Genomic DNA, 24,615 nt, shown 5'->3' on the forward strand with positions numbered 1-24,615 from the left:
GCGCGCCGGAGGGGCCACTGCGGGTCGTCTGAACGGCACTCCGGGTTTCGCTTACGTTCGCTTCACCGCCGCGCTCTATCCTGAGCGGCGTGAACGCCAAACGCATGACTGTCGTGGGGGCCGCGCTGGCCGCCACCGCCGCTGTCGCCTACGCGCAGCTGGGCGGGTACACCCCGGTGAACCTGAGCAGCAGCAAGGAAGGCAAGAGCCTCATTCAGGTGCTGAACGACCTGAACCGCTACTACCTGTACCCCGTGGATCAGGACAGGGTGCTGCGCGGCGCGATCACCGGAGCGCTGGGCAGCCTGGACGACGAATTCACGTACTACAGCGAACCTGAGGACAACGCCATCGACGCCGCGAACCTGCAGGGCGAGTTCTACGGGATCGGCGTGACGCTGGTCGCCGCGAACGCCGACGGGACCGGCGGGAAGATCGACAACGTGTTCAAGACCGGTGCGGCCTCCACCGCCGGGGTGCAGATCGGGGACGTGTTCCTGAAGATCGGGGACAAGGACGTGACCGGCGCGAAACTGAACGAGATCGTGCGCCTCGTGCGTGGCGAGAAGGGCACCCAGGTGACCGTGACCTTTGCCCGTGACGGCAAGCCGTACACCGTGAAGATGGAACGCCAGCCGGTGCAGATCGTCAGCGTGGAATCCACCGTGCTGCCCGGAGGCGTCGGGTACATCGCGCTGAACACCTTCTACAACGAGAAGGCCAGCGAGCAGTTCCGCGCCGCCGTCGCCGACATGAAGAAGCGGAACGTGCAGAAACTGATCCTGGACCTGCGTGACAACGGCGGCGGTCTGCTGAACGCCGGGGTGGACGTCGCCGACCAGTTCCTGCAGAGCGGCCCGATCGTCAGCCTGCGCGACCGCGCGAAGAACACCGTCGTGTTCGGCAGCGCCACCAACCGCCCCACCGACTACACCGGGAAACTGGTCGTGCTGGTGAACAAGAACAGCGCCAGCGCCAGCGAGGTCGTGTCCGGCGCGCTGCAGGACACGGGCCGCGCGCAGATCATCGGCGAGCAGACCTTCGGCAAGGGCGTCGCGCAGACCCCCATCACCCTGCCGGACGGCGGCAAGGCGGCCATCGTGTCCAACGAGTGGCTGACGCCCAAGGGCCGCCAGATTCACAAGAAGGGCGTCACGCCCGACATCGAAGTCAAGGACACCCGCTACACCACGCCCGTGAACTTCAGCGGCAGCGGCGTCAAGCCCGGCGAGAAACTCACCTTGACCGTCGAGGGCAAACCCGTGACCGTCACGGCCGACAAGGACGGGAAGTTCAGCTACACCGGCGAGGTCAAGCGGCCCACCCGCAGCGCCCAGCAGGGCGAGGCCGTCGTGGACGTGCAGGGCGACGCCATCCTGAAGAAGGCCATCGAAGTGCTCGGGCAGTAACCCGCGCGCTACAGAAGAGGGGGGCGGTTCTCCGGCGTGGGGAGCCGCCTCCTTTTGCCGTACAGGAGGCCTGCTGTACCGGAGGCTTGCCGTTCCTGAAGACGGCCCCACCCGCGTTTTAACCGACGTGTAACCCCGCGTGGGCAGACTGCGCGCATGAACAAGACCCTGTCCATCCTGGCACTCACCGGCTCCCTGGTCCTGGGCGGACTGGTCGGCTACGACATCCGCGAGCGGAACGCCACCCAGGCCACGGCGCCCGCCACGACCACGAATGCCGTCACGAGCGCCGCGACGACCGGCGCGTCTGCCAGCCAGGGGCAGATGGTGCAGACCCTCGCGCAGCCGTACGACAACGCCCGCGCCCGCACGGAATCCGAGGCGAACACCGTGCAGGTCGTCAAGGAGCGCCGCGACGGCCTGGTGTACATCAGCGTCACGGAAGGGGACAGCAGCAGCGCGCAGGCCCAGCTGCGCCAGCGCCTGCAGCAGCAGCTGCCCTTCGACTTCGGTCAGGGCGATCAGGAGCAGAAGCAGACCGGGACCGGCAGCGGCTTCTTCGTGACGGGCGGCGGCGACATCATCACCAACAACCACGTCGTCGAGGGCGCCAGCGAGATCACAGTCCGTCTGCACGGCAGCAAGAAGACCTACAAGGCGAAGGTCGTCGCCCGCGCGCCCGACTTCGACCTCGCCCTGATCCGCGCCGAGGGCGTCCCCGCAAGCGAGATCAAGGCCCTGCCGCTCGGGGACAGCAGCCAGCTGGACGTGGGCCTGAAGGCCATCGCCATGGGTGCCCCGTTCGGCCTGGACTTCAGCGTCTCAGAGGGCATCATCAGCAGCCTGGAACGGCAGGTGCCGGTCGGCACGAAAGGCGTGAACCAGAACGTCATCCAGACCGACGCCGCCATCAACCCCGGCAACAGCGGCGGCCCGCTGCTGAACAGCGCCGGGCAGGTGATCGGCGTGAACACCCAGATCCTCACCGGCGGCATCGGCCAGAGCGCCGGGGTGGGCTTCGCGATTCCCGTGAACACCGTCAAGAAACTGCTGCCCGAACTGCAGGCCGGGAAGGGCACCGTCATCCAGACGCCCAGCCTGGGCGTGGGCATCAGTGACGTCGCCAGCCTCAGCGCCGCCGAGCGCAAGCAGGCGAAACTGCCCGAGCAGGGCGTCCTGATCGGCCGGGTGTACCAGGGCAGCCCCGCCGCCGCCGCTGGCCTGAAGGGCAGCCGCACCGTCACCGACGAATCCACCGGGCAGCGCACCACCCTGCCCGGCGACGTGATCACCGCCGTGGACGGCCAGCCCCTCGCGGGCGTGGAGGAGCTGCCGCAGCAGATCATCAGCCGCAGGATCGGCGAGACCGTCACCCTGACCGTCGTCCGGGACGGGCAGACGCGCGACGTGAAGGTCACCCTGAAGGCCTTCGATCTGGCCGCCGCCGCGCAGCGCGAGGACGGACAGGGCCAGTAAACCGCCCGACAGTGGGGGCGGTGGGGGAGGGGCCGGGTGCCAGGCGTGCCCGGCCCCCTCCCTGTCGCGGGTTGGAACCTCCTGGAACCGGGCGCCGCGACAGGGCCATCGGGGGCCATCAGTGAGGAGAGCGGGTGAGTCGGCTCCCGCTGAGGTCGGTCATCCAGACGACCGTGTGCCGTCTGGCGAGGCGGTCCGCATGACGCGGGTAACGGCCTTCCGGCGGGGGCGTGGCTGCCCTGGGATGGGGCCTGCATGAGGCGTGTGAACTGCGTGCAACTATGCCCCCGTCAGCGGGCGCGGTAGTATCGGTGGCGTTAACTGGAATCACTTCCACTCTCGTTCCACGACCGTTCCACCGGAGGCTCCCTGCCATGACCATCCCACGATCCAGCGGCGTCCTGCTGCACCCCACCAGCCTCCCCGGCCCGTTCGGCATCGGCGAACTCGGCCAGTACGCCCGCGCGTTCGTCGACTGGCTCGCCCTGGCCGGACAGAAGTACTGGCAGGTCATGCCGCTGGGCCCCACCGGCTACGGCGACAGCCCCTACCAGGCGTTCAGCGCCTTCGCCGGAAACCCCTACCTGATCGACCTGAACGCCCTGCGTGAACACGGCCTGCTCAGCGACACCGAATTCAACGTCCTGCCCGAATTCAACCCCGGCAAGGTCGATTTCGGCCAGCAGTACGTGTGGCGCAACCAGATGCTCGAACGCGCCTACGCCCGCTACGCCTTCGGCGACGCCCAGCACCTGAAACCCGACTTCGACGCCTTCAAGGCCGAGGAAGCCGACTGGCTGGACGACTACGCGCTGTTCATGGCCCTGAAGAACGCCCACGGCGGCCTGCCCTGGAACGCCTGGGAACCCGGCACCCGCGACCGCGAACCCCAGGCGCTGGACAACGCCCGCACCCGCCTGAAGGAAGACATCGAACGGGTGAAGTTCATCCAGTTCCTGTTCTTCCGCCAGTGGACGGTGCTGCGCCGCTACGCCGCCGAGAAGGGCATCCAGATCATCGGGGACATCCCGATCTTCGTCGCCATGGACAGCAGCGACGCCTGGGCGAACCGCGAGCAGTTCTACTTCGACGACCAGGGCCAGCCCACCGTCGTCGCGGGCGTCCCGCCCGACTACTTCAGCGAGACCGGCCAGCTGTGGGGCAACCCCCTGTACAACTGGGACGCCATGGACAAGGACGGCTACCAGTGGTGGATCAAACGCTTCCAGGGCAGCCTGAAACTGTTCGACGTGATCCGCATCGACCACTTCCGTGGCTTCGCGGCCTCCTGGGAGATCCCGTTCCCCGCCGAGACCGCCATTCACGGCCAGTGGGTCCCCGCTAAAGGTCACGAGATGTTCGAGGCGGTCCGTCAGGCGCTGGGCACCCTGCCGATCATCGCGGAGGACCTGGGCGTCATCACGCCCGACGTGGAGAAACTCCGCGACGACTTCGAGTTCCCCGGCATGGCCGTCCTGCAGTTCGCGTTCGGCGGCGGGGACTTCAGCGTGAACGACTTCCTGCCGCACAACCTGCGGGAGAATCAGGTCGTGTACACCGGCACGCATGACAACGACACCACGCGCGGCTGGTGGCGGAACGCCGACGAACTCGAACGGCACAACTTCCGCGTGTACACCAGCAGCGACCCCACCGAGGACACCTTCGCGGCGCAGCTGACCCGCATGGCCTTCGAGAGCCGCGCCCGGCTGGCCGTCGTGCCCCTTCAGGACCTCATGAATCTCGGCACCGAGGCCCGTATGAACCTCCCCGGCACCACCGGCGACCACAACTGGACGTGGCGCTACGCCGCCGCCGACCTCCGCCCCGACCTCGCCCGCAGTCTGCGGGACCTCACCGAGGCGACCGGCCGGTAAGCACAGCCGAACGTTGAAGGTTGATGGTTGATAGAGGGTCGTCGGGCCTTCCATCGACCATCAACCTTTCCCCATCCACTACCCTGTGGGGCATGAAGCTCTACACCAAGACCGGGGACGGCGGCACCACGGGCCTGTACGGCGCGGACCGCGTCAGCAAGGCGAACATCCGCGTGGAAGCGTACGGCACCGTGGACGAACTGAACAGCGCCATCGGCCTGGCCCGCGCGCACGGCCCCAGCGCCGCGATGGACGCCGACCTGGAGTACCTCCAGAACGCCCTGTTCGACGTCGGCGCGGACCTCGCCACGCGCAGCGGCACCACGTACGAGAAGAAGATCAGCCGCATGGACGAGCAGGACACCGCGTTCATCGAGGCGATGATCGACCGCTACCAGGAGGACGCGCCGCCCTTCACGGGCTTCGTGCACCCCGGCGGCACCCCGGTCGCCGCGAGCCTGCACGTCGCCCGCACCGTCGCCCGCCGCGCCGAACGCGAGGTGATCCGCCTGCTGCACGAGGAGGACGCCAACGCGCACGTGCAGGTGTACCTGAACCGCCTGTCCGACCTGCTGTTCGTCATGGCCCGCGCCGCGAACCAGGCCGCCGGGATCGGGGAACACGCTTGGCTGGTCAAGGGTCGCCGCTGAGCCAATGAACGAGAGGGGGGGCGACGTGCGTGTGCCGTCGCCCCCCTTCGTCACGCGGTTACTCCAGCGCCTTGCCGCAGTGCGGGCAGCAGGCCGCCGTTTCCTGCTGGCGCAGGCGCGAGAGCTCCTCGGCGAACCCGCTGGCGATCATGCCCGCCGGGAGGGCCACCATGCCCACCCCGAACAGCATGATCAGCCCGGCCGCCGCCTTGCCCAGCGGCGTGGCCGGGTACACGTCCCCATACCCGGTGGTGGTGAGGGTCACGACCGCCCACCACAGCGCCTGCGGGATGCTCTCGAAGCCCTTGGTGCCCGCGCTGGATTCCACCTGATACAGCAGGCTGGCCGCGATGAACACGAGCACCAGCACGATCAGCACCGTGGACAGCAGTTCCCCGGTCCGCTGCCGGATCACCCGCCCGATCAGCTGCAGCGAGTCCGAGTAGCGGCCCAGTTTCAGCAGGCTCAGGAGTTTCAACAGGCGCAGGCCGCGCAGGCTCGCCAGGGCGGTCGTGGCGGGCACCATCAGCGAGATCAGGACCAGCAGGTCGATCAGCGGCAGCGGCGACGTCGCGTAGTGCAGGTACGACCGGGGAGTGCCATCAAAGCCGGGCCTCAGCGGCGTGACGTACAGCCGCCCCAGGTACTCCAGACCGAACACGAACGCGCACACGTAGTCGAACGCGCGGATGACCGGGCCGTACTCCCGCGCGATGTCCGGGACGGTGCCCAGGATCGTCACCACGATCGTCAGCAGGATCAGCGTGACGAGCAGCGCATTGAACAGCCGCTCGGCGGGACCCGCCCCGTCACTCGGGTCGAGGAACGAGTGCAGTTTCACCCGGAAGGTCGTGGGCGCACTCATGCGGGCAGCACCACGTGCGGCGCGAAGGTGGCGCGGTTGTCCGTCACGCGCGAGCGGCCCTCGCGGATACCCAGGCCGCACACCTCGTCCCCCGCGATCCACACGCCCAGCACCGGGTACCGGGGGCCGTCCGCAGCCTGCGCGGTGGGCAGTTCCGTGTACGCCTGCTCGACCACGGGCAGGTCCGCGTACGCGCCGGGCGTGCTGGCCTGACCGGGCAGCTGCACGTTCTGGCCCTCGCGGGAGAACAGCGGTTTGCGCACCACGTCCGCCCCCAGCGCGCCGGACGTCAGCGTGGCGGGCAGCAGGTTCGGGTGGCCGGGGTTCAGTTCGTGCAGCAGCGCCAGCAGGCCCTTGCTGCCGGTCACGGCCTTCCACAGCGGCTCGATGAAGCGCGTGCCGGTGCTCGCCAGGAACGCCGAATCGCGCGATTCCCACGCGAACTCGAACGGCCACAGCCACATCAGCTGCCGGATGGGCAGACTCCAGGTGTCCAGCAGGTACGCCTCCGTGGGGCTGGTGCCCAGCTCCTCGGTGAAGATGAACGACGTGCGCAGCCCAGCCGCCTCGGCCAGTTCCCGCAGGTACGTGACGGTCGCCGCGTCCTCCTCGACGCGGGCGCTGGAGAACGCCACCTCGGTCAGGCCCCGCGCGGCCTTCAGGTGCGCCCACTGCTCGGTCAGGCCCTCATGGATGGTGTTCCACTGCGTCGCCCCGGTGGGCAGCTCACCGCGCGCCCGCTGATCCTCGAGCCACTGCCACTGACTGACCGCCGCCTCCAGCAGACTGGTGGGCGTCTGCGCGTTCACCTCCAGCAGCTTCACGCCGCCCCCGCCGTCATACGCGAGGTCCAGGCGCATGTACACCGTCGGGTCGTCCTGCTCCCAGGAGTCCCGCACGGCACTGTGCAGGAACGCGGGGATGCCCAGTTCCGCCAGCCGCCCGCGTTCGATGGCGTGCCCGGTGGCCTCCAGCACCAGAGTCGTGAGGTCCTGACTGGCCGTGCGCAGGTGCTCGATCTGCGCGGGCGTGAAGGCGTAGTACCCGTCCTCGCTCCAGTACGGCACCGGATGCTCGGGCGTGGGCGCGAACCACGTGAACCCCACCTCGCGCAGCCGCGCCTCCCAGTCCGGGCGGGGGGTGACGGTCCGCCGGATCATCCGCCGTACCCGCTGCCCGAGCTGCTCGCGCGGGCCGAGGTGGTGAACCCGCCCCTCGACACGCTCGACGCCTCGTTCACACTAGAAGAACCGGAGGAGGACCGGGTGGCCGCGCGGGCCGCGACGCCCGCCGCGACCGCCCTGGCGACCTTGCTCGTACTCTTCCCGGTCTTCAGCTTGACGCTGTCGTCACAGTCGATCTCGCCGTCGAGTTCGAGTTCACAGCCGTCCGGGACGGTCTGCGCGCCGTACTGCGCGTACGGCTGGTTCACCTGCTGCGCGGGCTGGTTCGCGCACGACGCGATCAGGGCGGGGAGGACGGCGGTCATCAGGGGCAGGCTGAACTCTTTAGGCATGGGGACTCCGGCACGCGCCGGTCGAGGAGCGCGCAAAGAACGAGTGGGTGAAGTGGAAGTCAGCCGCCGAAGCTGCCCGAGCGGGCGCCGGACATGAAGCCACCCCGGCTGACGGGCGCATTGAAGTTGCCGTACGAGCCGCGTTTGCTGTCGTAGGTCAGGCCCGCGCCGGACACCTTGCCCAGGCGGTCGTAGCCGACGTAGCGGGTGGTGCCGCTCACGACCCGCACGTACGGGCCGTAGTAGCCGCCGCCCGAGCGGTACACGCAGGGGTTGCTCAGGCCCCGGTCGATCAGGACGCGGTTGGCGATCAGGCACTGCTCGTAGCTGCTGTACGTGGTCCGGGAGTACCGGTCCAGGTCGTTCCCGCAGGAGGCCAGCAGGACCGGCAGGGCCGCCATCAGCGGGAAGGTGAAGGACTTGCTCATGCTTCACAGTACGGCGTGAGGCCCGCGCGGGTTGCACACCTTCGCAGGGTGCCCGCGATCACCCGTCCACCTGCCGCCGCCTGCGCCGCGCTGAGGCCCCCATGCCCCAGCAGCAGCGCGTTCGGGGCCGTGCCCAGCGTGTAGGTGTCCAGGGTGGTCACGTGAACGCCCAGCGCGGCCAGTTCCGCCGCCACAACTGAAGCGGGCAGCGCGGGGTGGAGGTGCAGGCAGACGTGCAGGCCCGCCTCGATGCCGCCCAGGTGCGCCAGTCCGTCCAGACCATTCAGTGATTCGGTCAGCGCCGCGCGGACCTGCGCGTGCCAGCGGCGCGAGCGGCGGATGTGCCGGTCCACGTGCCCGCCGGTCAGCAGGTGCGTCAGGGCCGCCTGGACCTGCACGGGCGGCCCGAAGTCCAGCAGCGTCCGCGCCCGCACCAGCCGCGAGAGCAGCAGCGGGGCCGCCACCACGAATCCCGTCCGCACCGAGGGCGTCAGGACCTTGCTCAGCGTGCCCAGGTACAGCACCCGCCCCCCCGCGCCCGTCTGCGCCGCCAGCGCGGCCAGGGGCGGCAGCGGGGGCGCGCCGTAGCGGAACTCGCCGTCGTAGTCGTCCTCGACGATCAGCGCGTCGTGCCGGGCCGCCCACTCCAGCAGCGCCAGCCGCCGGGGCAGGCACATGCGGCCCCCCAGCGGAAACTGGTGGCTGGGCGTCACGTACAACAGCCGCGCGGCGGGCGTGTCCGCGTTCACGATCAGGCCGTCCACGTCCACCGGCACGGGAACGACCTCGTGCCCGGCGTCCAGCAGCACCTGCCGCGCCGCGCGGTACCCCGGATTCTCCATCAGCACCCGCGACCCCGGCGGCAGCAGCGAGCGCACGATCAGGTTCAGGGCGTGCAGCGTCCCGCCCGTCACCAGGACGTCCTCGGCCTGCGCGCCCAGCCCGCGCTGCCGCCCCGCGAACGCCGCCAGGGCCGCGCGCAGCCGCTGTTCGCCCGCCGGATCGGCGTAATCGCCGCTGACCTCCTCGCGCGCCGCGTCCGCCCAGGCCTGCCGCCACGCGCGGCGGTCCAGGGTGGCGGTGCCGGTCACGCCTACCCGGAAGTCCAGCCCCGGCCGCGCGCCATGCCCGTCCACCGGCAGCGGCGGCATGACCGGCAGCCACGCCGGGACGCCCGACGCGCCAGTCGGAACCTGCGGGGCGGGCGCGGGTGTCTCGTCGCGCACGCGGGTGCCGCGCCCCACCTCGGCCTGCGCCGTGCCGTCCGCGAGCAGTTCCGCGTAAGCCGCCTCCACGACGCCGCGCGTGACCCCCAGCGTCCGCGCCAGCGTGCGCGTGCCGGGCAGCGGCGTGCCGCCCGGCAGCAGGCCCGACAGGACCGCCTCGCGGATCTGCCGGGCCAGTTGCGCGTGCAGCGCCTCCGTCTGGTCGCGGCGCAGGTCCAGCGGGAAGGGCAGCTCATCCGCACGGGCCGCCAGTGGCCCCCGCACCTGAGCGGGAAGTGGAGCTTTCGAGGGGGCCACCATGCCCCCTACTCTACGCCCATGACCGAACCCCGTGACCTCCGCCCCATTCCGCCCGCGCAGGCGCATCTGGCCCTCCCGGCCCTGCGCGCCCTGCGGCCCGTATCACCCCACACTGCCAGCCCGGACGCCCTGCGCGCCTTCCTGACCACCACTGGCCCCGAGGGCTACGCGCTGGTCGGCGCGTTCGAACCGCGCCGCGAGGAGGCCGTCGCCGTCGCCGGGTACCGCGTCATGCACCTGCTCTGGGCCGGGCGCACGCTGTACGTGGACGACCTGAGCACCCTCCCCGAATACCGTGGACGCGGCCACGCCCGCGCGCTGCTGCACTGGCTGGAGGGCCGCGCCCGCGAACTGGCCTGCGCGGAACTGCACCTCGACTCCGGAGTGGGGGAGACCCGCCACGCCGCGCACCGCCTGTACCACCGCGCCGGAATGAACGTCACCGCGCACCACTTCAGCCTCCCGCTGAGCCGGGGGATGGCATGACGTTTACCGTCGGTATCCTGATCTTCGACGGCATCGAGGTCCTCGACCTGGGCGGCCCCTTTGAGGTCCTGAGTGTCGCCACGCGACTGGCCGGTCGGGACGGCGAGGCGGCGCCCTTCCAGCCGGTCCTGATCAGCGCGTCTGGCGCCCCGGCGGTCGGGCGAGGGGGTTTCCGGGTCCTGCCGCACGCCACGCTGGACGATCATCCGCCGCTGGACGTGCTGATCGTGCCCGGCGGCGTGATGGACGCCCCGCTGGCCGACCCGCGCGTGCGTGAGTGGGTGCGGGCGCAGGCGGCGCGGGTGGAGGTCCTCGCCTCGATCTGCACCGGCGCGTTCCTGCTCGCCTCGGAGGGCCTGCTGGACGGCCTGCGCGTCACCACCCACTGGGAAGATCAGGCGGACCTGCAGGCGCAGTTCCCGGCGCTGACGGTCGTGCCGGACGTCGCCTGGGTGGACTCGGGCGCGGTGGTCACGTCCGGCGGGATCAGCGCGGGCATCGACATGACCCTGCACCTCGTCGGGCGGCTGCACTCGCACGCGCTGGCCGAACGCACCGCCCGCCAGATGGAATTCCGCTGGACGGGTCAGGGCCTGCTGGACGGGGTGAACCCGTGACCGGCTTCTACGACCCCACCCACCGTGACCCCAGCGTGGGCCGCCGCCCGCAGAACCGCCGGGACGACGCCTGGATCGAAGACCTGCTGTTGCGTGTGCCGCTGGGCCGCGTGGCGACCGTGTATCACGGCGAGGATGGCCGCGTGTGGCCGTTCGTGACGCCGCTGGCCTTCGCGTACCGCCCCGAAACGCACGACCTCGTGTATCACACGAATGTCGTGGGCCGCCTGCGCGCGAACACCGAACAGGCCGAGGCGCACGGGCACCCCGTGACCTTTGAGGTCACCGAGACCGGCGCGCTGCTGCCCAGCAACTCCCCGCTGGAACTGAGCGTGCAGTACCGCTCCGTGATCGTGTTCGGCACCGCCCGCGTCCTGCACGGCGAGGACGCCCGCGCGGCCCTGACCACCCTCAGCGAACGGGTCTTTCCTGGCCTGCGTGTGGGCACGCACACCCGTCCCATCACGGACGCCGATCTGGCCCGCACCGCCGTGTACGCCCTGAGCATCGAACGCTGGAGCGGCAAGGAGAACTGGGCGGACGGCGCCGCGCAGGAGGACGGCTGGCCCGCGCTGCCCGCGCACCTTGCTCAGCTGCGCCCCAGTCACCCGGAGGCCACCCATGAGTGAACACGATTTCGACTTCCTGCACGGTGACTGGGTCATCCACAACCGGCGCCTGCGCGACCGTCTGGTCGGCTCGCAGGACTGGGAGGAATTCCAGACCGTCGCCCGAGTCCGCCCCGCACTGGGTGGTCTGGGGAACGTGGAGGACATCAACCGCCCGGACGGCACCCCGCTGGGCCTGACCGTCCGCGCCTTCGAGCGGACCGCGCAGCACTGGACCATCCAGTGGATCGGCGCGTCCGACGGAGCGTTCCAGCCCCCCATGACCGGGACCTTCACGGCGGGCGTGGGCACCTTCTACGGCGAGGACGAGTGGAAGGGACAGCCCTGCCGTTGCCGATTCACCTGGCAGGTGCTGAGCCCCAGCGAGGCCCGCTGGGAGCAGGCCCTCTCCACCGACGGCGGGGTGGGCTGGGAGACGAACTGGACCATGGACTTCCGCCGCTCCGGGAGCCGTGCGTGACCCGCCGTGACGCGCTGGACATGTTCCTGCTCTCGGCGTTCTGGGGCGTGTCGTTCCTGCTGATCCGCCTGAGTGGCGAGGTGTTCCCGCCCGTGTGGGTGGCGCTGCTGCGCTCGGTGTTCGGCGCGGCGGTGCTGTTGCTCGCGCTGCGGCTGGGCCGCCACAGCCTGCCGCCCGCGCGGCTGTGGAAACCGCTGCTGCTGGTGGCGCTGTTCAACAACGTGATTCCCTGGTCGTTCTTCGCGTGGGGCGAGCAGACGGTCAGCAGCAACATCGCGGCGATCATCAACGCCACCACGCCGCTGTTCGCGCTGCTGATCGGCCTGACCCTGCGCGACACCCGCCTGCGCGGCGTGACCCTGGCGGGCGTGCTGCTGGGCCTGGGCGGCGTCGCCCTGACCGTTTCGGGCGGGCTGGGCGGCGGGCACGCCACGCTGCACGGCGTGATCATCCTGCTGCTCGCCAGCCTGGGGTACGCGGTCGCCACCACCATCGCCAAACGCACCCTGGGTGGCCTGAACCCCGTCGGGCTGGCGACCACGCAGCTGGGCCTGAGCAGCGTCATCCTGCTGCCGGTCGCGCTGATCGGCCCGGCCCCCGCCCCGCTCACCCTGACGGCCGTGGGCGCGGTGGCGTTCCTGGGCATCGTCGGCAGCGGACTGGCGTACCTGCTGTACTACGGCCTGCTGGCCCGCGTGAGCCCCACGCAGGTCACCGCCGTCACGTACGCCCTGCCGGTCTGGGGTCTGGGCTGGGCGGCGCTGGCCGGAGAGCCCGTCGGGGCCCTGTCCGTGCTGGGCGTGCTCGTGGTGCTCGCGGGGCTGGGGCTGATCAACCTGCCGCCCCGCGCGAAACGTGTTCCGGGGGCGGTGGGCTCTGAGCTGTGAGGACTGCGGCGTCACGGTTTTCCCAGAGTCCATAGCCCAGAGCTCACAGCCCTGAACCCTCATTCTTGCCGATTGCCAGGATAATCCAGCCTGTCGCCTGCCGCGTGCCATGATCGTGTCCCCTGGACACCCGGGCACCTGCCCACTCCGCAGGGCCTACACTGTCGCATTCCGCCTGCGCTCCGGCACGGCGAATTCAACCCACCCCGTTCATTCCCCATCCCGCACGGAGGACCCCCGCATGACCTCAACCCAGAGCAAGTGGCTCGAAGCCGAACTGAAGTACGACAGCCGCGTCGTCGGTAAGCACGAGGTCGTCATGACCCGCGGGCAGGGCAGCGTCGTCTGGGACGAAACCGGCCGCTCGTACATCGACTGCGTCGCCGGGTACGGCGTGGCGAACATCGGCCACTGCCACCCGGACGTCGTGAAAGCCATCCGCGATCAGGCCGAGCGGCTGCTCGTCATGCCCCAGAGCCTCCCGAACGACAAACGCGCCGAGTTCCTGACCGAACTGGTCGGCGTGACGCCCGCCGGACTGGACCGCGTGTTCCTGTGCAACAGCGGCACCGAAGCCATGGAGGCCGCGAAGAAGTTCGCGATCACCGCCACGGGCCGCAAGCGCTTCGTGAGCATGAAGCGCGGCTTCTCGGGCCGCAGCCTGGGCGCGCTGGCGTTCACCTGGGAACCCAAGTACCGCGAACCCTTCGGTGAGGCTGTGGACAACCGCAACGTGGACTTCGTGACGTACGGGAACATCGAGGAACTCCGCGCCGCGATCACCGACGAGACCGCCGCCGTCATTCTGGAACCCGTGCAGGGCGAGGGCGGCGTGCGGCCCGCCAGCCCCGAATTCATCCAGGAGGCCCGCCGCCTGACGCAGGAGAAGGGCGCGCTGCTGATCCTCGACGAGATCCAGACCGGCTTCTGCCGCACCGGGAAGATGTTCGCCGCCGAGCACTACGGCGTCGTGCCCGACGGCATGACCCTCGCGAAGGCCATGGCGGGCGGCGTGCCCATCGGCGCGTTCGTCATGACCGCCGACGTCGCCGACCGCATGCCCGCCGGGGGTCACGGCGGCACGTTCGGCGGGAACCCGCTGGCGATGGCCGCCGGGGTCGCCGCGATCCGCGCCATGAAGCGCGAGGGCATGGCCGAGCAGGCCCGCGAGAAGGGCGCGTACTTCATGGAGCGACTGCGCGCCATCCAGAGCCCCAAGATCCGCGAGGTGCGCGGCCTGGGCCTGATGATCGGCGTGGAACTGAAAGAAAAGAGCGCCCCGTACATCCACGCGCTGGAACACGAGGAGGGCGTCCTGACCCTCCAGGCGACGCCGCTCGTCGTGCGTTTCCTGCCGCCCGTCACCATCAGCCGCGAGCAGATCGACACCGTGGTCGCCGCGTTCGAGCGCGTCCTGAACAGCGTGAACCCCCGCGCCGAACGGCAGGCGGAACTGGCCGCCGCGCAGAAGGAAGAGAAGCAGACCGAGTAACGTGACCTCACCTGTCCCACGCCTTGCCCGAGCGGGTGGGCGTGGGATTGCTGTTCCTCGGGAGGGACGCTACTCACCGGACGGCCGTGGGCGCCCCTGTCCCTACCTCCGGTCAACCCAGGCAGTGGATCACCGCCCGCCCACCGCTGTAACTGGGAGCCAATGCAGAAACCCCCGCCGGGGCGAGGGCTTCCGCGTTCATCTGGTGCCGGTGAGGGGACTCGAACCCCTACGGTTTCCCGCTCGATTTTGAGTCGAGTGCGTCTACCATTCCGCCACACCGGCCGGTGCGTGGGGAATGGTAGCGCGTGCGCGCGGGCTGGTCAAACGGGCGTGGAGTCAGGGGCCGCGCCGATGCGGGCGCCGATGTCGCGCCGCAGTTGCGCGCCGGGGAAGCCCACGCGGTCCGCGAGGGCGTACGCGCGGCCCAGCGCGCCGTTCAGGGTGTCCGCGACGGCGGTGACGGCCAGCACGCGGCCCCCATTGCTGATCAGTCCGGCGGCGCTGTCGGCGGTGCCCGCGTGGTAGATGACCTCGTCCGGGCCGGGGTCGGGGAGGGTCAGGGGAATGCCTTTCTGAGGTTCGCCGGGGTAGCCGGGCGCGGCGAGGATGATGGTGGCGCTCGCGGCGTCACGGAAGCGCACGTCGTCGGGCCGGAGCTGCCCGCGCGCGGCGTCCAGGGCGTGCTGCGCGAGGTCGCTTTCCAGCAGCGGCAGGACGGCTTCCGCCTCGGGGTCGCCGAAGCGGGCGTTGAACTCCACAACCTTCGGCCCTTGCGGGGTGAGCATCAGTCCGGCGTACAGCACGCCCCGGAACGGGTGCCCGTCAGCGCGCATGCCCGCCAGGGTGGGCTCGATGATGTCGCGCCGCACGACCTCCAGCGCCTCGGCGCTGATCGGGAAGGGGCAGATGACGCCCATCCCGCCGGTCATGGGGCCGGTGTCGCCCGCGTGGATGGTCTTGTGGTCCTGACTGGGGGGCGTCAGGGCGTACGCGCTGCCGTCGGTCAGGGCCAGCACCGTGACCTCCTGACCGGTCATGAAGTCCTCGATGACCGCCTGCGCGCCGGGCTGAGTGAAGATGTCCCACAGCGCCGCGTGCGCCTCCTCGGCGGTGTGGGCGATGGTGACCCCCTTCCCGGCCTTCAGGCCCGCGTCCTTCACCACGATGGGCGGCGTCAGGGTCGCCACGTGCGCCCCGGCCGCGCCCAGGTCGCTGAAGGTGTGGTGCGCGGCGGTGGGAATGCCGTGGCGGTGCATGAACGCCTTGCTCCAGGCCTTGTCGCCCTCCAGGCGGCTCGCGGCGCGTGACGGGCCGAACGCTGGGATGCCCAGCGCCTCGCACTCGTCCACGACGCCCGCCGCGAGGTACGCCTCCGGCCCCACGATGACCACGTCGGCCGCCTCGGTGCGGGCCAGCTGCGCGAGGCTGGCGGCGTCCTGCGCGCTGCCGATCACGCGGGCCATCTGCGCGATGCCGGGGTTGCCGGGCGTGCACAGCACCTCGTGCCCCGCGCGGACGCAGGCGTGCACGATGGCGTGCTCGCGCCCGCCGCCGCCGATCACCAGGACGCGCATCAGGCGTTCCCCCGCGCCGCCTGCCGCTGCCAGTAGCGCAGCAGCCCCTGCACGCTCATCCACGGCGGGCACGCGAAATCGTAACGGGCGGGCAGGGTCGGGTCTTCCATCTTGAGTTCGTGCATCAGGTCCTCGGTGAAGGCGGTCGTGATGGCCTGCGGGTCCAGTCCGGCCGTCAGGCCCGCGCGGACGCGCTGAGCGTCGGCAGTCATGGTGGCGCGCAGCCCGGCCCAGTGGCCCGGCGTGTTCGGGTACGCCCCGAAGTGCGCGAGGTGCAGCGTCCGGGCGTCCAGCGTCTCCAGCACGGAGAGGCTGCCTTGCCACGCCTCCAGATTGATGTCCGGCGGGGGCGTGGGCGCGCGGGGTGTCTGGGCAACGTCCAGCCGGATGCCGCCCACGTCCCCAAGGAACAGGTCGTCCACCGCGTGGTACGACACGTGGTGCACGGCGTGCCCCGGCGTGTAGAGGACCTGCACGGGCACGCGGCCCAGCGTCAGCGTCTCGCCGCCGCTCAGGACGGTCAGGCGCGCGGGATCGATGGGCTGCATGGTGCCCCACAGGGTGTCCATGTGCTCCCCGTAGATCTGCGTGGCGCTCGCCAGCAGCCGCTCCGGGCGGGACAGGTGCGCCGCGCCCCGCTCGTGCACGTACGCGCGGGCCTGCGGCACCCGGTCCAGCACCGTGCCCGCCGCGCCCGCGTGATCGAAGTGTATGTGCGTCAGCAGGACGTGCCGCACGTCCGCCAGGGACGCGCCCAGCCCGGCCAGTCCGGCCTCCAGCGCGCCCAGGGTGCTGCCCGGCCCGGTATCCACGACCGCCAGCCCGTCCCCGGTGTCGAACACGCTGGACGCGATCACGCCCGGCGTGTTCTGGAAGTTCAGGTCGAGCGTGTGGACCGTCATGCCTTCCCGGTCAGGCGCGCGCCCAGCAGCAGCAGCGCCGCCGCGTACTGCACGTACGCGATCATCCGGATGACCCGCACGTTCGCCGCCGCGCGCAGCGGGCCGAACGTCATCGCCAGGATCAGGGTCGCGCTGAGGAGGATGAAACCGAACACAAGCCAGAGTGCCATGACGCGCAGGATACCCCGACCCCCAGAGGAACCGCCGGGACGCCCTACCTGATCACTCGCGCCTGCGGCTGCTGATCGCGATCAGCGCGTCCCAGCTGTCCGGCTGCCCCGGATCGTCCAGCGCCGTGCGGTTGCGGCCCGTGAACCCGCACCTGCGGCAGCGGTGCACGATCACCCAGCCTTTCTTCCCGCTCTGGTCCACGTCCACGGGTTCCATGACGCCGTGGCAGTCGCAGGCGCGGTCGCCGGGCATGACGTCCACATGCAGGCTGTGCAGGCACGCCGGGCAGTGGTTGCGGACCGACCCGTTCTGAAGGGGATGCACCAGGGTGCCGCAGTTCGCGCAGGTGAACGAGTTGTTCGTGCCCTGCACCGTGAAGCGCCGCTCGCCGCTCACGCCCGCCGCCCGGACCGCTGCGCCCAGCGGGAATCGAGGAACGCGCGGATGCTGGGCGTCCCCACCAGCGCCGTGCACAGCAGCAGGTAGCCCAGCCCCGCCAGACTGACGATCCAGCCGCGCCAGGACGCGCTGCCCGCCAGCATGCCCACGATGAACACCAGGAAGCCCGCCAGCATCCCGAAACTCAGGGTCAAGCGCCACGCCCACACGCTGCCGCGCCACACCATGCTCAGCAGGAACGCCGTGCCCGCCGCGTAGATCAGTTCCCGCAGGATCCCTTCGGTCTGCCCCTGGATCAGGCCCGCCAGGAACGGCAGGACCGTCAGGCCGAACAGGGACACCAGCACGGCCAGGGTCGGGACTCGCCCCGCCTCGGCCAGGGCGGGATCGAAGGGAGACGCGGGGGGCGGAACACTCACGCCCCGCATTCCATCACACGCCCGCGTTCCTGACGAGGACAGCGGTCACCACGCCCCACGCTCCTGTAGGCCACACCCCGCGCCCGGCACGCTACGCTGGCGGGCATGACCCCCACCCTCAAGCTGGACGCCGTGTGCGTCGGGCAGCCGACCGCCCTGCGCGTCGGGAAACGCGACGACATCAGCGGCATCGACAAGCACCCGGTGCCGGGCCGCGTGACGGTCGGCGTGGAACGACTGGACGGCGACCACATCGACAGCAAGAAGCACCACGGCGGCCCCGATCAGGCGGCGTACCTGTACACCGCGCCCGACTACGACCACTGGACCGAGGTGCTGGGCGAGCCGCTGCGGCCCGGCACGCTGGGCGAGAACCTCGTCCTGAGCGGACTGGAATCCGCCGCGCTGCGGGTCGGCGACCGCCTGACCGTTCACGCCTCAGAGGGTGACGTGGTGTTCGAGGTCACCGCGCCCCGCATTCCCTGCGCGACCCTCGCGGCGCACATGGGGGACGGCACCTTCGCGAAGACGTTCGCCAGGGCGCGGCGGCCCGGCGCGTACCTGCGCGTCCTCCAGCCCGGCACGGTGGGCGCGGGCGACCCGGTGACCTTCACGCCTGCCGATGACGGCGCACCGACCATCGGTGAACTGTTCGACCTGTGGTTCGGCGCCAAGCCGGGCGCCGCCACGCTGGAAGGCTACCTGCGCTGGCCGCTGGCTGCCCGACTGCGGAAGAACGTGCAGGAGCACCTGGACGACGCGCGGGCCTGATCAGCACGCAGAGGGGGCGCGGACTCGTCACTGGTCCACGCCCCCTCTGGCCTGCACTTACCCGATGGCGAGCATCCGCTCGATGGGTTTCAGGGCCAGCGCGCGGATGTCCGCCGGGACGGTCACGCGCGGCTCCAGGTTCACCAGGGCGTCGCGGATGTTCTCCAGGGTGATCATCTTCATGTACTCGCAGCAGGCGGTGCGGCTGACGGGAATGAAGGTCTTGTCGGGCACGTCGTGTTCCAGGCGGGTGACCATGCCGGTCTCGGTGACGACGATGAATTCCTGCGCGGGGCTGGCCTTGGCGCGGTGGATCATGCCCTCGGTGGAGTACAGCTGCAAGTCGGGGATCGCGCCGAGGATCTTGCTGGAGCAGCCGCACTCGGGGTGGATGAGGAGTTCCGCGTCCGGGTACGCCGCCTGCTGGCCCTGCACGTCCTCGGGGCGGATGGCCTCGTGCACGTGGCAGGCGCCGTCCCAGACGTCCATGGCGCGGCCCGTCTCGCGGATGACGTGCGCGGCCAGGAAGCGGTCCGGGGCGAACAGGACCGGCACGTCTGCCGGGAGGTTCTGCACGATCTGCACGGCGTTCCCGCTGGTGCAGCAGTAGTCGCTCTCGGCTTTCACGTCGGCGGTGGTGTTCACATACGTGACGACCAGCCCGCCGGGGTTCTGCGCTTTCCAGTCGCGGATGCCCTGCGCGGTGACGGTGTCGGCCAGCGAGCACCCGGCGCGCAGGTCGGGCAGCAGCACGGTCTTGTCCGGGTTGAGGATCGCGGCCGTCTCGGCCATGAAGTGCACGCCGGCGAACACGATCACGTCCGCGTCGGTCTTCGCGGCCTGCCGGGACAGGCCCAGCGAGTCGCCCACGTAGTCCGCAATGCCCTGCACCTCGGGCCGCTGATAGTTGTGCGCGATGATCACGGCGTTCTTCTCGCGGCGCAGGCGTTCGATGTCCGCGCGGATCTGCGCTTCGTCGGGCAGGACTTCCAGTTGCAGCAGGTCGCGGTGCGGGGTCTGGGGGCGTGGGACGACGGGATTCACGTCAGATTCGGTCATTTGGAGTCCTCGGGCAGTGCAGTCTCAGAGAGGGGAATGAAGTTCAGGCTGATGTCCAGCGCGGGCGCGGAGTGGGTCAGGCCCCCGGCGCTCACGAAATCCACGCCGCTGGCGGCCACGGCGGGCAGGCGCGCGGGCGTCATGTTGCCGCTGGCCTCCAGCGTCACATGCGGCGCGAGGCGGTCCCGCACGGCGACCGCCTGCGCGAGCAGGTCGTCACTCATGTTGTCCAGCAGCACGCGGTCCGCTCCGGCGCGCAGGGCTTCCTCCAGTCCAGCGAGGTCCGGCACCTCGCACTCGACCTTCAGGAGGTACGCGTGGTTCCGCGCGCGGCGGATCGCCTCGGTGATGCTCCCGGCGGCGGCGACGTGGTTGTCCTTGATCAGGATGCCGTCGTCGAGCCCGGCGCGGTGGTTGAACCCGCCGCCGTGCCGGACCGCCTGTTTTTCCAGGTCGCGCCACAGCGGCGTGGTCTTGCGCGTGTCGAGCAGCCGCGTGCGCGACTCGCCCAGGGCGTCCACGTGACGGCGCGTCTGGGTCGCCACGCCCGACAGGCGCTGCATCAGGTTCAGCGCCAGCCGCTCCCCGGTCAGGAGGCTGCGGGCCGCGCCCTGCACCACTCCGACCGGGCCGCGTTCACGCGCCTCACCGTCGGCCGCCGTCCAGGTGACCGTCACGGTCGGGTCCACCAGCGCGAACACGCGCGTGGCGACCGTCAGGCCACTCAGGACCCCGGCCTCCTTCAGCAGGAACTCCGCGCGGGCCTGCTGCGCGGCGGGAATGGTGGCGAGGGTCGTGGCGTCGCCCCGGCCGATGTCCTCGGCCAGGGCGGCGCGCAGGCGCTCATCCAGACTCAGCACGGGGCGGCCCCCACGGTCAGCGTTGTGCGGGAATTCACGCGGAAGACCCTAGCACAGCCGCGCGCGTCTCGGGCACGCCGACCGGCACGCGGGCCACCCCACCCCCCAGCGCCCGCGACTGCACCGAATGCACGGCCGAGGCCGCCTCACGCGGGAAGTCCGTGCGGTGATGCCCACCGCGCGACTCCTCCCGCATCAGCGCGGCGCGCAGCAGCCGCTCGCCGATCAGGGCGAGGTGCCCCGCCTCCAGGCTCTCGCGGGACTCGGCGGTCGTGCCCGGCCACTGCCAGCCGTCCAGCGCTGCGCGCAGGCCCGCCGCGTCCCGGCGCAGGCCCGCCGCGCCCGCCACCACCGCGCGCAGGTCCGGCAGGCAGGCCGGGTCCACCAGTGGCGCGTGCAGGCCCTCCGAGCGGGCGGGCACAGCCTTCAGGGCGGCCAGGGCCGCGCGGGCCGCCCGCGCGCCGAACACCAGCCCCTCCGAGAGGCTGTTGCTCGCCAGCCGGTTCGCGCCGTGCAGGCCACTGGACGCGACCTCACCGGCCGCGTACAGGCCGGGCACGGTCGAGCGGCCCTGCACGTCCGTCTGCACGCCGCCCATCGTGTAGTGCACGGCGGGCTGCACCGGGATCAGGTCCGCGCCCAGGTCCAGGCCCAGCGGGACCAGGGACGCCGTCACGGTCGGGAAGCGCGAGCGCACGAACGCCGCGCCCAGGTGCCGCAGGTCCAGATCCACGCGGCCCGTCGCGGCGATCTCCGCGGCGATCGCGCGGGCCACCACGTCCCGCGGCGCGAGTTCCAGCGCCGGGTCGTACCGTTCCATGAAGCGCTCGCCGCGCGCGTTCAGCAGGCGGCCCCCCTCACCCCGCGCGGCCTCGGTGACCAGGTGCGCCGCGCCGCTACGGACCACGGCGGTCGGGTGGAACTGCACGAACTCCAGGTCCCGCAGCGCCGCGCCCGCCTGCCACGCCAACCCCAGCCCGTCCCCGGTGCCCTCCGGCGGTGCGGTCGTCACCGGGTACAGCCGCCCGAACCCCCCGGTGGCGAGCAGCACCGCCCCCGCCCGCACCCGCACCGGGCCGTCCGGCGTGAGCAGGTCCGCGCCCACCACCGCGCCGCCCGACACGCGCAGGTTCCGCACGAACGCGTGCTCCAGCACCCGCAGCGCCGGACTGCGGCCCGCCTGCAGGGCCTCGGCGAGGGCCACGCTGATCGCGTGCCCGGTCGCGTCCGCCTGATGCCGGATGCGCGCGCGGCTGTGCCCGCCCTCCAGCGTGGCGTGCGGACTGAACGTCACGCCCAGGTCCCGCAGGGTCTCCACGTGCGAGCGGGCGTCGCGCACGAACGCCTGCACCGCCTCCGGCTCGCACAGGCCCCGCCCGGCCTTCACGGTGTCCTGCGCGTGCGCGTCCTCGTCGCCCTCCGCCAGCGGCGCGGCGATCCCGCCCTGCGCCCAGCGGGTCGAGCCGCCCACCAGCGGCGTCTTGCAGGCCAGGATGACGTCCGCGCCGTAACTGCGCGCCGTGAGGGTCGCGTACGCCCCGGCCACCCCGCCGCCCACCACGAGCAGCTCCGTTTCCAGCATCTTCACGCCGCCCAGGGTACGCCAGGGCGCCACTGATGCGCGGTGCTCATCTGGGGGACACGCCCCTTGCTACACTGCGAACCGATGACCCGAATCCTGCTGGCCCTGGCGGGCGTGATCCTGCTTGCGGTGACGGCCCTGGCCGCCGTGTGGCTGCTCGGGCAACTCCTGACCGGGCTGGGCCTGTTCATCGTGGGTGCCGCCGGGGTGCTGGGCCGCCTGCTGTGGTTCCTGCTGATCACCGGCGTCCTGGCGGGCGTGGTGTACTTCGTGGCGAGCGCGTGGCGGCCCAGCGTGCGCGCCCCGGTCCGGCCCTTGACGGCCCAGCCCGAGGTCAGGCGCGCGGCTCCCGGCAGACCGAAGCGCGGCCGCAGCGGCAGGCGCACCGAGCCCACGCCGGTCCCCCCGGCCAGCACGGCGCCCGGCAGCGTCGCGCCCGCGAACCCGGCACCGGCTGCGACGTCAGCGTCCGAACACGCCCTGACCGAGCCTGCCCACGCTGAGCCCGTCCACACTGAGCCTGCCCCACCCGAAGCGCCCGAAACCGAGGCTGCCCCGGGCGGGCCGGTCAGATCCGGCGGTTGAGCGGCTCCCCGGCGCGTATGCTCCGGGCATGACCGACTCGCAGGTGGTGAATCCCGCGCGGTTCCTGGGCCGCGCCGACGCGTACGCCGCCGCCCGGCCCGGTTACCCCGCCGCGCTGGGACAGTGGTTGCAGGAGGCCGGGCTGCTGTCGGGCGGCGTGGCGGACATCGGTGCGGGCACCGGGCGGTTCACGGCGCTGCTGCTCTCGGGCGGGGCGCGCGTGGCGGCGGTGGAACCCAACCCGGAGATGCGCGCCCACCTCGAAACCAACCTGGAGGGTGCCGTCCGCGCCGGGGGGCTGAGCGTCCACGAGGGTACGTCCGAGGCCACCGGGCTGCCGGGCGCCAGCGCCGGGCTGATCACGGCGGCGCAGGCCGCGCACTGGTTCGACCCGGCCCGCACCGTCCCGGAATTCCGGCGGGTGCTGCGGCCCGGCGGGCGCGTGCTGCTCGTGTGGAACGACTGGCGCGCGGCGGACAGCCCCTTCAACCGCGCGTACGGCGAGGTCGTCCGGGCCTTCACCGGGGACGACCCGCTGCGGACCCGCGTGCTGGAGGACGAACTGCCCCAGCACCTCCCCGGCGGGTTCACGCGGCACACCTTCACGCACGGGCACCCCCTGACGCGCGAGGGCCTGCGCGCCCTGGCGACCAGCGTCAGCTACCTGCCGAACCACGGCGACGTGACCTACCCGGCGCTGGAGCGGGCGCTGGACGCCGCCTTCGACGTGCACGCCACCGGAGGTCAGGTCGTGCTGGCGTACCAGACGCAGGCGTACCTGGGGCGACTGGACTGAACCTTCAGCCTTGCTTGGGCAGCACGCCGCGCAGCAGGTCGGCGAGCAGCGCGCGGTACTCGTCCAGGCGGGCGGGCCGGACGTGGTACGCACTCGCTCCGGCCCGCAGCGCGGCGTCGGCGCGGCCTGCCGCCTCGGCCGCGCCGAGGATCACGACCGGAACGTCCGCGTAGCCCGGCGCGGCCCGCAGGGTCCGCAGGACGTCCACGCCCATGCGGCCCGGCATGTCCTCCTCGATGAGGATCAGGTCCGGGCGCGGGCCGCCGGGGGCCGTCAGGGCGCGCAGGGTCGCCCCGCTGGGCGGTCCGGCCTGCACGGCGCAGTCAGGCGCGCATTCCTGAATCAGGGTGCTGACCAGCGTGCATTCGTGCGGGTCGTCGTCCAGCACCACGATCAGGGGCAGCCGGCTGGGAGGGTCGGTGGGCAGGAAGTGCGGCATGGTCGGATGCCGCCACTGTGCCACGCGCCGCGCCTGCACGCCAGCGAAAGGCGGCGTGATCTCCGGGCATGGCGCGCCGGATCGTGCAGAAGTGGACAGCTGTCGCGGGAATGTCCACTGGAATGCCCATTCAGTCAGGCCCTGCAGATGAACGGATCATAAAATCAGGGGCGTAATGGTGCCCAGAAACCGCAGCGTCCGGCGAACCAAGGCGGCGCTTCAGTCCGCGCTGGTGGACCTCCTGCTTGAACAGCAGAACCTTCAGACTGTCACGGTGCAGGCCATCTGCGACCGCGCGAACATCAGCCGCTCGACCTTCTACCTGCACTTCGAGAACAAGGACGAGGTGCTCAGCAGTTACCTCCTACAGATGATCGGCCGCGTTCACGACGCCCTGCGCGCCTGGACCGGCTCGGACGACACCCGCTGGACCGTGTACTTCGCGCACATCGCGCACATCGCCCCGATCCTGAGTTCCCTCAGCCCGGACGGTGGCCCGCACGCCATCCTGTCCCGGTATGAACGGCAGTTTGCGGTGATCATGCAGGACCTCGTCATGCCGGGCCGCGTGCCCAGCCACGACCCGGCGGTCGGCTACGCCGCGCATTACCTCAGCGGCGGGCTGCTGGCCCTGACGTGGTGGTGGGTCGAGGAGGACCGCTGCGCCACGCCCGCCCAGGAGATGTCGCGCCGCTACCACGCGCTGTGCAGCGGGCAGCTCTGCCCGTAAGCCCCAT

28 protein-coding genes and 1 tRNA gene are annotated in these 24,615 nt (G+C 71.2%); 14 read left to right on the forward strand and 15 right to left on the reverse strand.

Annotated features, from left to right (window positions below; all coding sequences use genetic code 11):
* The first annotated feature begins 89 nt into the window (after positions 1-89).
* The 4 genes from EXW95_RS18095 (at position 90) to EXW95_RS18110 (ending at position 5,412) form a co-directional block, all read left to right on the forward strand.
* The gene (locus EXW95_RS18095; protein WP_371810154.1) at positions 90-1,409 is read left to right on the forward strand and encodes a S41 family peptidase; all 1,320 of its coding nucleotides are present in this window, start codon (positions 90-92) and stop codon (positions 1,407-1,409) included.
* 156 nt (positions 1,410-1,565) lie between these two features.
* Positions 1,566-2,885 carry a S1C family serine protease gene (locus tag EXW95_RS18100; RefSeq protein ID WP_174368638.1) on the forward strand — a complete coding sequence of 440 codons (1,320 nt, stop codon included), beginning with the start codon at positions 1,566-1,568 and terminating at the stop codon, positions 2,883-2,885.
* Between the two features lie 374 nt (positions 2,886-3,259).
* Entirely contained in the window at positions 3,260-4,762 is a 1,503-nt protein-coding gene (gene malQ, locus EXW95_RS18105; RefSeq protein WP_174368639.1) for a 4-alpha-glucanotransferase, read from the forward strand.
* Between the two features lie 92 nt (positions 4,763-4,854).
* Complete coding sequence (locus EXW95_RS18110; RefSeq protein WP_174368640.1) at positions 4,855-5,412, forward strand: cob(I)yrinic acid a,c-diamide adenosyltransferase; 558 nt, start codon at positions 4,855-4,857, stop codon at positions 5,410-5,412.
* Positions 5,413-5,470: 58 nt separating this feature from the next.
* Here the strand turns inward: EXW95_RS18110 and EXW95_RS18115 are convergent, their stop codons facing one another.
* The 5 genes from EXW95_RS18115 to EXW95_RS18135 are packed head-to-tail and all read right to left on the reverse strand — an operon-like array spanning position 5,471 to position 9,747.
* Positions 5,471-6,277, reverse strand: a complete 807-nt coding sequence (locus tag EXW95_RS18115) for an ion transporter (RefSeq protein WP_174368641.1) — start codon at positions 6,275-6,277, stop codon at positions 5,471-5,473.
* On the reverse strand, positions 6,274-7,437 hold the full coding sequence (locus EXW95_RS18120) for a glutathionylspermidine synthase family protein (protein ID WP_174368642.1): 1,164 nt from the start codon (positions 7,435-7,437) through the stop codon (positions 6,274-6,276). The genes EXW95_RS18115 and EXW95_RS18120 overlap by 4 nt, the downstream gene beginning before the upstream one ends.
* Positions 7,434-7,793 carry a hypothetical protein gene (locus EXW95_RS18125; protein WP_174368643.1) on the reverse strand — a complete coding sequence of 120 codons (360 nt, stop codon included), beginning with the start codon at positions 7,791-7,793 and terminating at the stop codon, positions 7,434-7,436. The genes EXW95_RS18120 and EXW95_RS18125 overlap by 4 nt, the downstream gene beginning before the upstream one ends.
* A 59-nt stretch (positions 7,794-7,852) precedes the next feature.
* Complete coding sequence (locus EXW95_RS18130; RefSeq protein ID WP_174368644.1) at positions 7,853-8,221, reverse strand: hypothetical protein; 369 nt, start codon at positions 8,219-8,221, stop codon at positions 7,853-7,855.
* The gene (locus EXW95_RS18135) at positions 8,218-9,747 is read right to left on the reverse strand and encodes a PLP-dependent aminotransferase family protein (RefSeq protein WP_174368645.1); all 1,530 of its coding nucleotides are present in this window, start codon (positions 9,745-9,747) and stop codon (positions 8,218-8,220) included. Before EXW95_RS18135 ends, EXW95_RS18130 begins: the two co-directional genes overlap by 4 nt.
* Before the next feature lie 18 nt (positions 9,748-9,765).
* On the opposite strand from EXW95_RS18135, the gene EXW95_RS18140 reads away from it, so the two are divergent.
* The 6 genes from EXW95_RS18140 (at position 9,766) to EXW95_RS18165 (ending at position 14,318) form a co-directional block, all read left to right on the forward strand.
* Positions 9,766-10,233, forward strand: a complete 468-nt coding sequence (locus EXW95_RS18140) for a GNAT family N-acetyltransferase (RefSeq protein WP_174368646.1) — start codon at positions 9,766-9,768, stop codon at positions 10,231-10,233.
* A complete protein-coding gene (locus EXW95_RS18145) occupies positions 10,230-10,850 on the forward strand; it encodes a DJ-1/PfpI family protein (RefSeq protein WP_174368647.1) in 621 nt (206 codons plus the stop codon). Before EXW95_RS18140 ends, EXW95_RS18145 begins: the two co-directional genes overlap by 4 nt.
* Positions 10,847-11,479: a pyridoxamine 5'-phosphate oxidase family protein gene (locus EXW95_RS18150; RefSeq protein ID WP_174368648.1), complete on the forward strand. Its 633-nt coding sequence runs from the start codon at positions 10,847-10,849 to the stop codon at positions 11,477-11,479. The genes EXW95_RS18145 and EXW95_RS18150 overlap by 4 nt, the downstream gene beginning before the upstream one ends.
* Positions 11,472-11,939 carry a hypothetical protein gene (locus EXW95_RS18155; protein WP_174368649.1) on the forward strand — a complete coding sequence of 156 codons (468 nt, stop codon included), beginning with the start codon at positions 11,472-11,474 and terminating at the stop codon, positions 11,937-11,939. Before EXW95_RS18150 ends, EXW95_RS18155 begins: the two co-directional genes overlap by 8 nt.
* Positions 11,936-12,826, forward strand: coding sequence for a DMT family transporter (locus tag EXW95_RS18160; RefSeq protein WP_174368650.1), 891 nt, complete (start codon positions 11,936-11,938; stop codon positions 12,824-12,826). Before EXW95_RS18155 ends, EXW95_RS18160 begins: the two co-directional genes overlap by 4 nt.
* Positions 12,827-13,067: 241 nt before the next feature.
* Positions 13,068-14,318 carry an acetylornithine/succinylornithine family transaminase gene (locus EXW95_RS18165; protein ID WP_174368651.1) on the forward strand — a complete coding sequence of 417 codons (1,251 nt, stop codon included), beginning with the start codon at positions 13,068-13,070 and terminating at the stop codon, positions 14,316-14,318.
* A 203-nt stretch (positions 14,319-14,521) separates the two neighbouring features.
* Here EXW95_RS18165 and EXW95_RS18170 read toward each other — a convergent pair.
* From EXW95_RS18170 to EXW95_RS18195, 6 genes are all read right to left on the reverse strand, one after another.
* A tRNA-Leu gene (locus EXW95_RS18170) sits at positions 14,522-14,603 on the reverse strand.
* 38 nt (positions 14,604-14,641) lie between these two features.
* Positions 14,642-15,895 (reverse strand): phosphoribosylamine--glycine ligase, encoded by a 1,254-nt coding sequence (gene purD / locus EXW95_RS18175; protein WP_174368652.1) that lies wholly within the window; start codon positions 15,893-15,895, stop codon positions 14,642-14,644.
* The gene (locus tag EXW95_RS18180; protein ID WP_174368653.1) at positions 15,895-16,797 is read right to left on the reverse strand and encodes an MBL fold metallo-hydrolase; all 903 of its coding nucleotides are present in this window, start codon (positions 16,795-16,797) and stop codon (positions 15,895-15,897) included. Before EXW95_RS18180 ends, purD begins: the two co-directional genes overlap by 1 nt.
* Positions 16,794-16,967 (reverse strand): hypothetical protein, encoded by a 174-nt coding sequence (locus tag EXW95_RS18185; RefSeq protein ID WP_168927148.1) that lies wholly within the window; start codon positions 16,965-16,967, stop codon positions 16,794-16,796. Before EXW95_RS18185 ends, EXW95_RS18180 begins: the two co-directional genes overlap by 4 nt.
* A 52-nt stretch (positions 16,968-17,019) precedes the next feature.
* Positions 17,020-17,364: an RNHCP domain-containing protein gene (locus EXW95_RS18190; RefSeq protein WP_174368654.1), complete on the reverse strand. Its 345-nt coding sequence runs from the start codon at positions 17,362-17,364 to the stop codon at positions 17,020-17,022.
* Entirely contained in the window at positions 17,361-17,795 is a 435-nt protein-coding gene (locus EXW95_RS18195; protein ID WP_174368655.1) for a hypothetical protein, read from the reverse strand. Before EXW95_RS18195 ends, EXW95_RS18190 begins: the two co-directional genes overlap by 4 nt.
* A gap of 96 nt (positions 17,796-17,891) precedes the next feature.
* Here EXW95_RS18195 and EXW95_RS18200 point away from each other — a divergent pair, with 96 nt between their 5' ends.
* Complete coding sequence (locus tag EXW95_RS18200) at positions 17,892-18,557, forward strand: MOSC domain-containing protein (RefSeq protein ID WP_174368656.1); 666 nt, start codon at positions 17,892-17,894, stop codon at positions 18,555-18,557.
* Positions 18,558-18,614: 57 nt separating this feature from the next.
* On the opposite strand, the gene nadA is transcribed toward EXW95_RS18200, so the two are convergent.
* Genes nadA through nadB form a run of 3 tightly spaced genes read right to left on the reverse strand, consistent with a single transcriptional unit; the run spans position 18,615 to position 22,058 of the window.
* Positions 18,615-19,616 carry a quinolinate synthase NadA gene (gene nadA, locus EXW95_RS18205; protein ID WP_174368657.1) on the reverse strand — a complete coding sequence of 334 codons (1,002 nt, stop codon included), beginning with the start codon at positions 19,614-19,616 and terminating at the stop codon, positions 18,615-18,617.
* Entirely contained in the window at positions 19,613-20,476 is an 864-nt protein-coding gene (gene nadC / locus EXW95_RS18210) for a carboxylating nicotinate-nucleotide diphosphorylase (RefSeq protein ID WP_174368658.1), read from the reverse strand. Before nadC ends, nadA begins: the two co-directional genes overlap by 4 nt.
* Before the next feature lie 34 nt (positions 20,477-20,510).
* A complete protein-coding gene (gene nadB, locus EXW95_RS18215; RefSeq protein ID WP_217449517.1) occupies positions 20,511-22,058 on the reverse strand; it encodes an L-aspartate oxidase in 1,548 nt (515 codons plus the stop codon).
* Positions 22,059-22,142: 84 nt separating this feature from the next.
* On the opposite strand from nadB, the gene EXW95_RS20810 reads away from it, so the two are divergent.
* Together EXW95_RS20810 and EXW95_RS18225 are read left to right on the forward strand one after the other, a co-directional pair.
* The gene (locus tag EXW95_RS20810) at positions 22,143-22,643 is read left to right on the forward strand and encodes a hypothetical protein (protein WP_254605673.1); all 501 of its coding nucleotides are present in this window, start codon (positions 22,143-22,145) and stop codon (positions 22,641-22,643) included.
* A gap of 28 nt (positions 22,644-22,671) precedes the next feature.
* A complete protein-coding gene (locus tag EXW95_RS18225) occupies positions 22,672-23,439 on the forward strand; it encodes a class I SAM-dependent methyltransferase (RefSeq protein WP_174368660.1) in 768 nt (255 codons plus the stop codon).
* 4 nt (positions 23,440-23,443) lie between these two features.
* On the opposite strand, the gene EXW95_RS18230 is transcribed toward EXW95_RS18225, so the two are convergent.
* Entirely contained in the window at positions 23,444-23,878 is a 435-nt protein-coding gene (locus tag EXW95_RS18230) for a two-component system response regulator (protein WP_174368661.1), read from the reverse strand.
* Between the two features lie 175 nt (positions 23,879-24,053).
* Between EXW95_RS18230 and EXW95_RS18235 the strand changes: the two genes are divergently transcribed.
* Positions 24,054-24,608 carry a TetR/AcrR family transcriptional regulator gene (locus EXW95_RS18235; RefSeq protein WP_174368662.1) on the forward strand — a complete coding sequence of 185 codons (555 nt, stop codon included), beginning with the start codon at positions 24,054-24,056 and terminating at the stop codon, positions 24,606-24,608.
* Positions 24,609-24,615 lie beyond the last annotated feature (7 nt).

It is taken from the genome of Deinococcus sp. JMULE3 (assembly GCF_013337115.1).
Taxonomy (GTDB): domain Bacteria; phylum Deinococcota; class Deinococci; order Deinococcales; family Deinococcaceae; genus Deinococcus.

Excerpts from the sequence above, each read along its gene's own strand:
- EXW95_RS18100 (WP_174368638.1), top strand. The coding sequence starts at position 1,566 with ATGAACAAGACCCTGTCCATCCTGGCACTCACCGGCTCCCTGGTCCTG.
- EXW95_RS18155 (WP_174368649.1), top strand. The coding sequence starts at position 11,472 with ATGAGTGAACACGATTTCGACTTCCTGCACGGTGACTGGGTCATCCAC.
- EXW95_RS18180 (WP_174368653.1), bottom strand. The coding sequence starts at position 16,797 with ATGACGGTCCACACGCTCGACCTGAACTTCCAGAACACGCCGGGCGTG.
- nadA (WP_174368657.1), bottom strand. The coding sequence starts at position 19,616 with ATGACCGAATCTGACGTGAATCCCGTCGTCCCACGCCCCCAGACCCCG.
- EXW95_RS20810 (WP_254605673.1), top strand. The coding sequence starts at position 22,143 with ATGACCCGAATCCTGCTGGCCCTGGCGGGCGTGATCCTGCTTGCGGTG.
- EXW95_RS18125 (WP_174368643.1), bottom strand. The coding sequence starts at position 7,793 with ATGCCTAAAGAGTTCAGCCTGCCCCTGATGACCGCCGTCCTCCCCGCC.
- EXW95_RS18145 (WP_174368647.1), top strand. The coding sequence starts at position 10,230 with ATGACGTTTACCGTCGGTATCCTGATCTTCGACGGCATCGAGGTCCTC.
- EXW95_RS18135 (WP_174368645.1), bottom strand. The coding sequence starts at position 9,747 with ATGGTGGCCCCCTCGAAAGCTCCACTTCCCGCTCAGGTGCGGGGGCCA.
- EXW95_RS18140 (WP_174368646.1), top strand. The coding sequence starts at position 9,766 with ATGACCGAACCCCGTGACCTCCGCCCCATTCCGCCCGCGCAGGCGCAT.
- purD (WP_174368652.1), bottom strand. The coding sequence starts at position 15,895 with ATGCGCGTCCTGGTGATCGGCGGCGGCGGGCGCGAGCACGCCATCGTG.
- EXW95_RS18225 (WP_174368660.1), top strand. The coding sequence starts at position 22,672 with ATGACCGACTCGCAGGTGGTGAATCCCGCGCGGTTCCTGGGCCGCGCC.
- EXW95_RS18130 (WP_174368644.1), bottom strand. The coding sequence starts at position 8,221 with ATGAGCAAGTCCTTCACCTTCCCGCTGATGGCGGCCCTGCCGGTCCTG.
- EXW95_RS18195 (WP_174368655.1), bottom strand. The coding sequence starts at position 17,795 with ATGCGGGGCGTGAGTGTTCCGCCCCCCGCGTCTCCCTTCGATCCCGCC.
- EXW95_RS18185 (WP_168927148.1), bottom strand. The coding sequence starts at position 16,967 with ATGGCACTCTGGCTTGTGTTCGGTTTCATCCTCCTCAGCGCGACCCTG.
- EXW95_RS18230 (WP_174368661.1), bottom strand. The coding sequence starts at position 23,878 with ATGCCGCACTTCCTGCCCACCGACCCTCCCAGCCGGCTGCCCCTGATC.
- nadB (WP_217449517.1), bottom strand. The coding sequence starts at position 22,058 with ATGCTGGAAACGGAGCTGCTCGTGGTGGGCGGCGGGGTGGCCGGGGCG.
- EXW95_RS18115 (WP_174368641.1), bottom strand. The coding sequence starts at position 6,277 with ATGAGTGCGCCCACGACCTTCCGGGTGAAACTGCACTCGTTCCTCGAC.
- EXW95_RS18120 (WP_174368642.1), bottom strand. The coding sequence starts at position 7,437 with ATGATCCGGCGGACCGTCACCCCCCGCCCGGACTGGGAGGCGCGGCTG.
- EXW95_RS18235 (WP_174368662.1), top strand. The coding sequence starts at position 24,054 with ATGGTGCCCAGAAACCGCAGCGTCCGGCGAACCAAGGCGGCGCTTCAG.
- EXW95_RS18165 (WP_174368651.1), top strand. The coding sequence starts at position 13,068 with ATGACCTCAACCCAGAGCAAGTGGCTCGAAGCCGAACTGAAGTACGAC.
- EXW95_RS18110 (WP_174368640.1), top strand. The coding sequence starts at position 4,855 with ATGAAGCTCTACACCAAGACCGGGGACGGCGGCACCACGGGCCTGTAC.
- EXW95_RS18200 (WP_174368656.1), top strand. The coding sequence starts at position 17,892 with ATGACCCCCACCCTCAAGCTGGACGCCGTGTGCGTCGGGCAGCCGACC.
- malQ (WP_174368639.1), top strand. The coding sequence starts at position 3,260 with ATGACCATCCCACGATCCAGCGGCGTCCTGCTGCACCCCACCAGCCTC.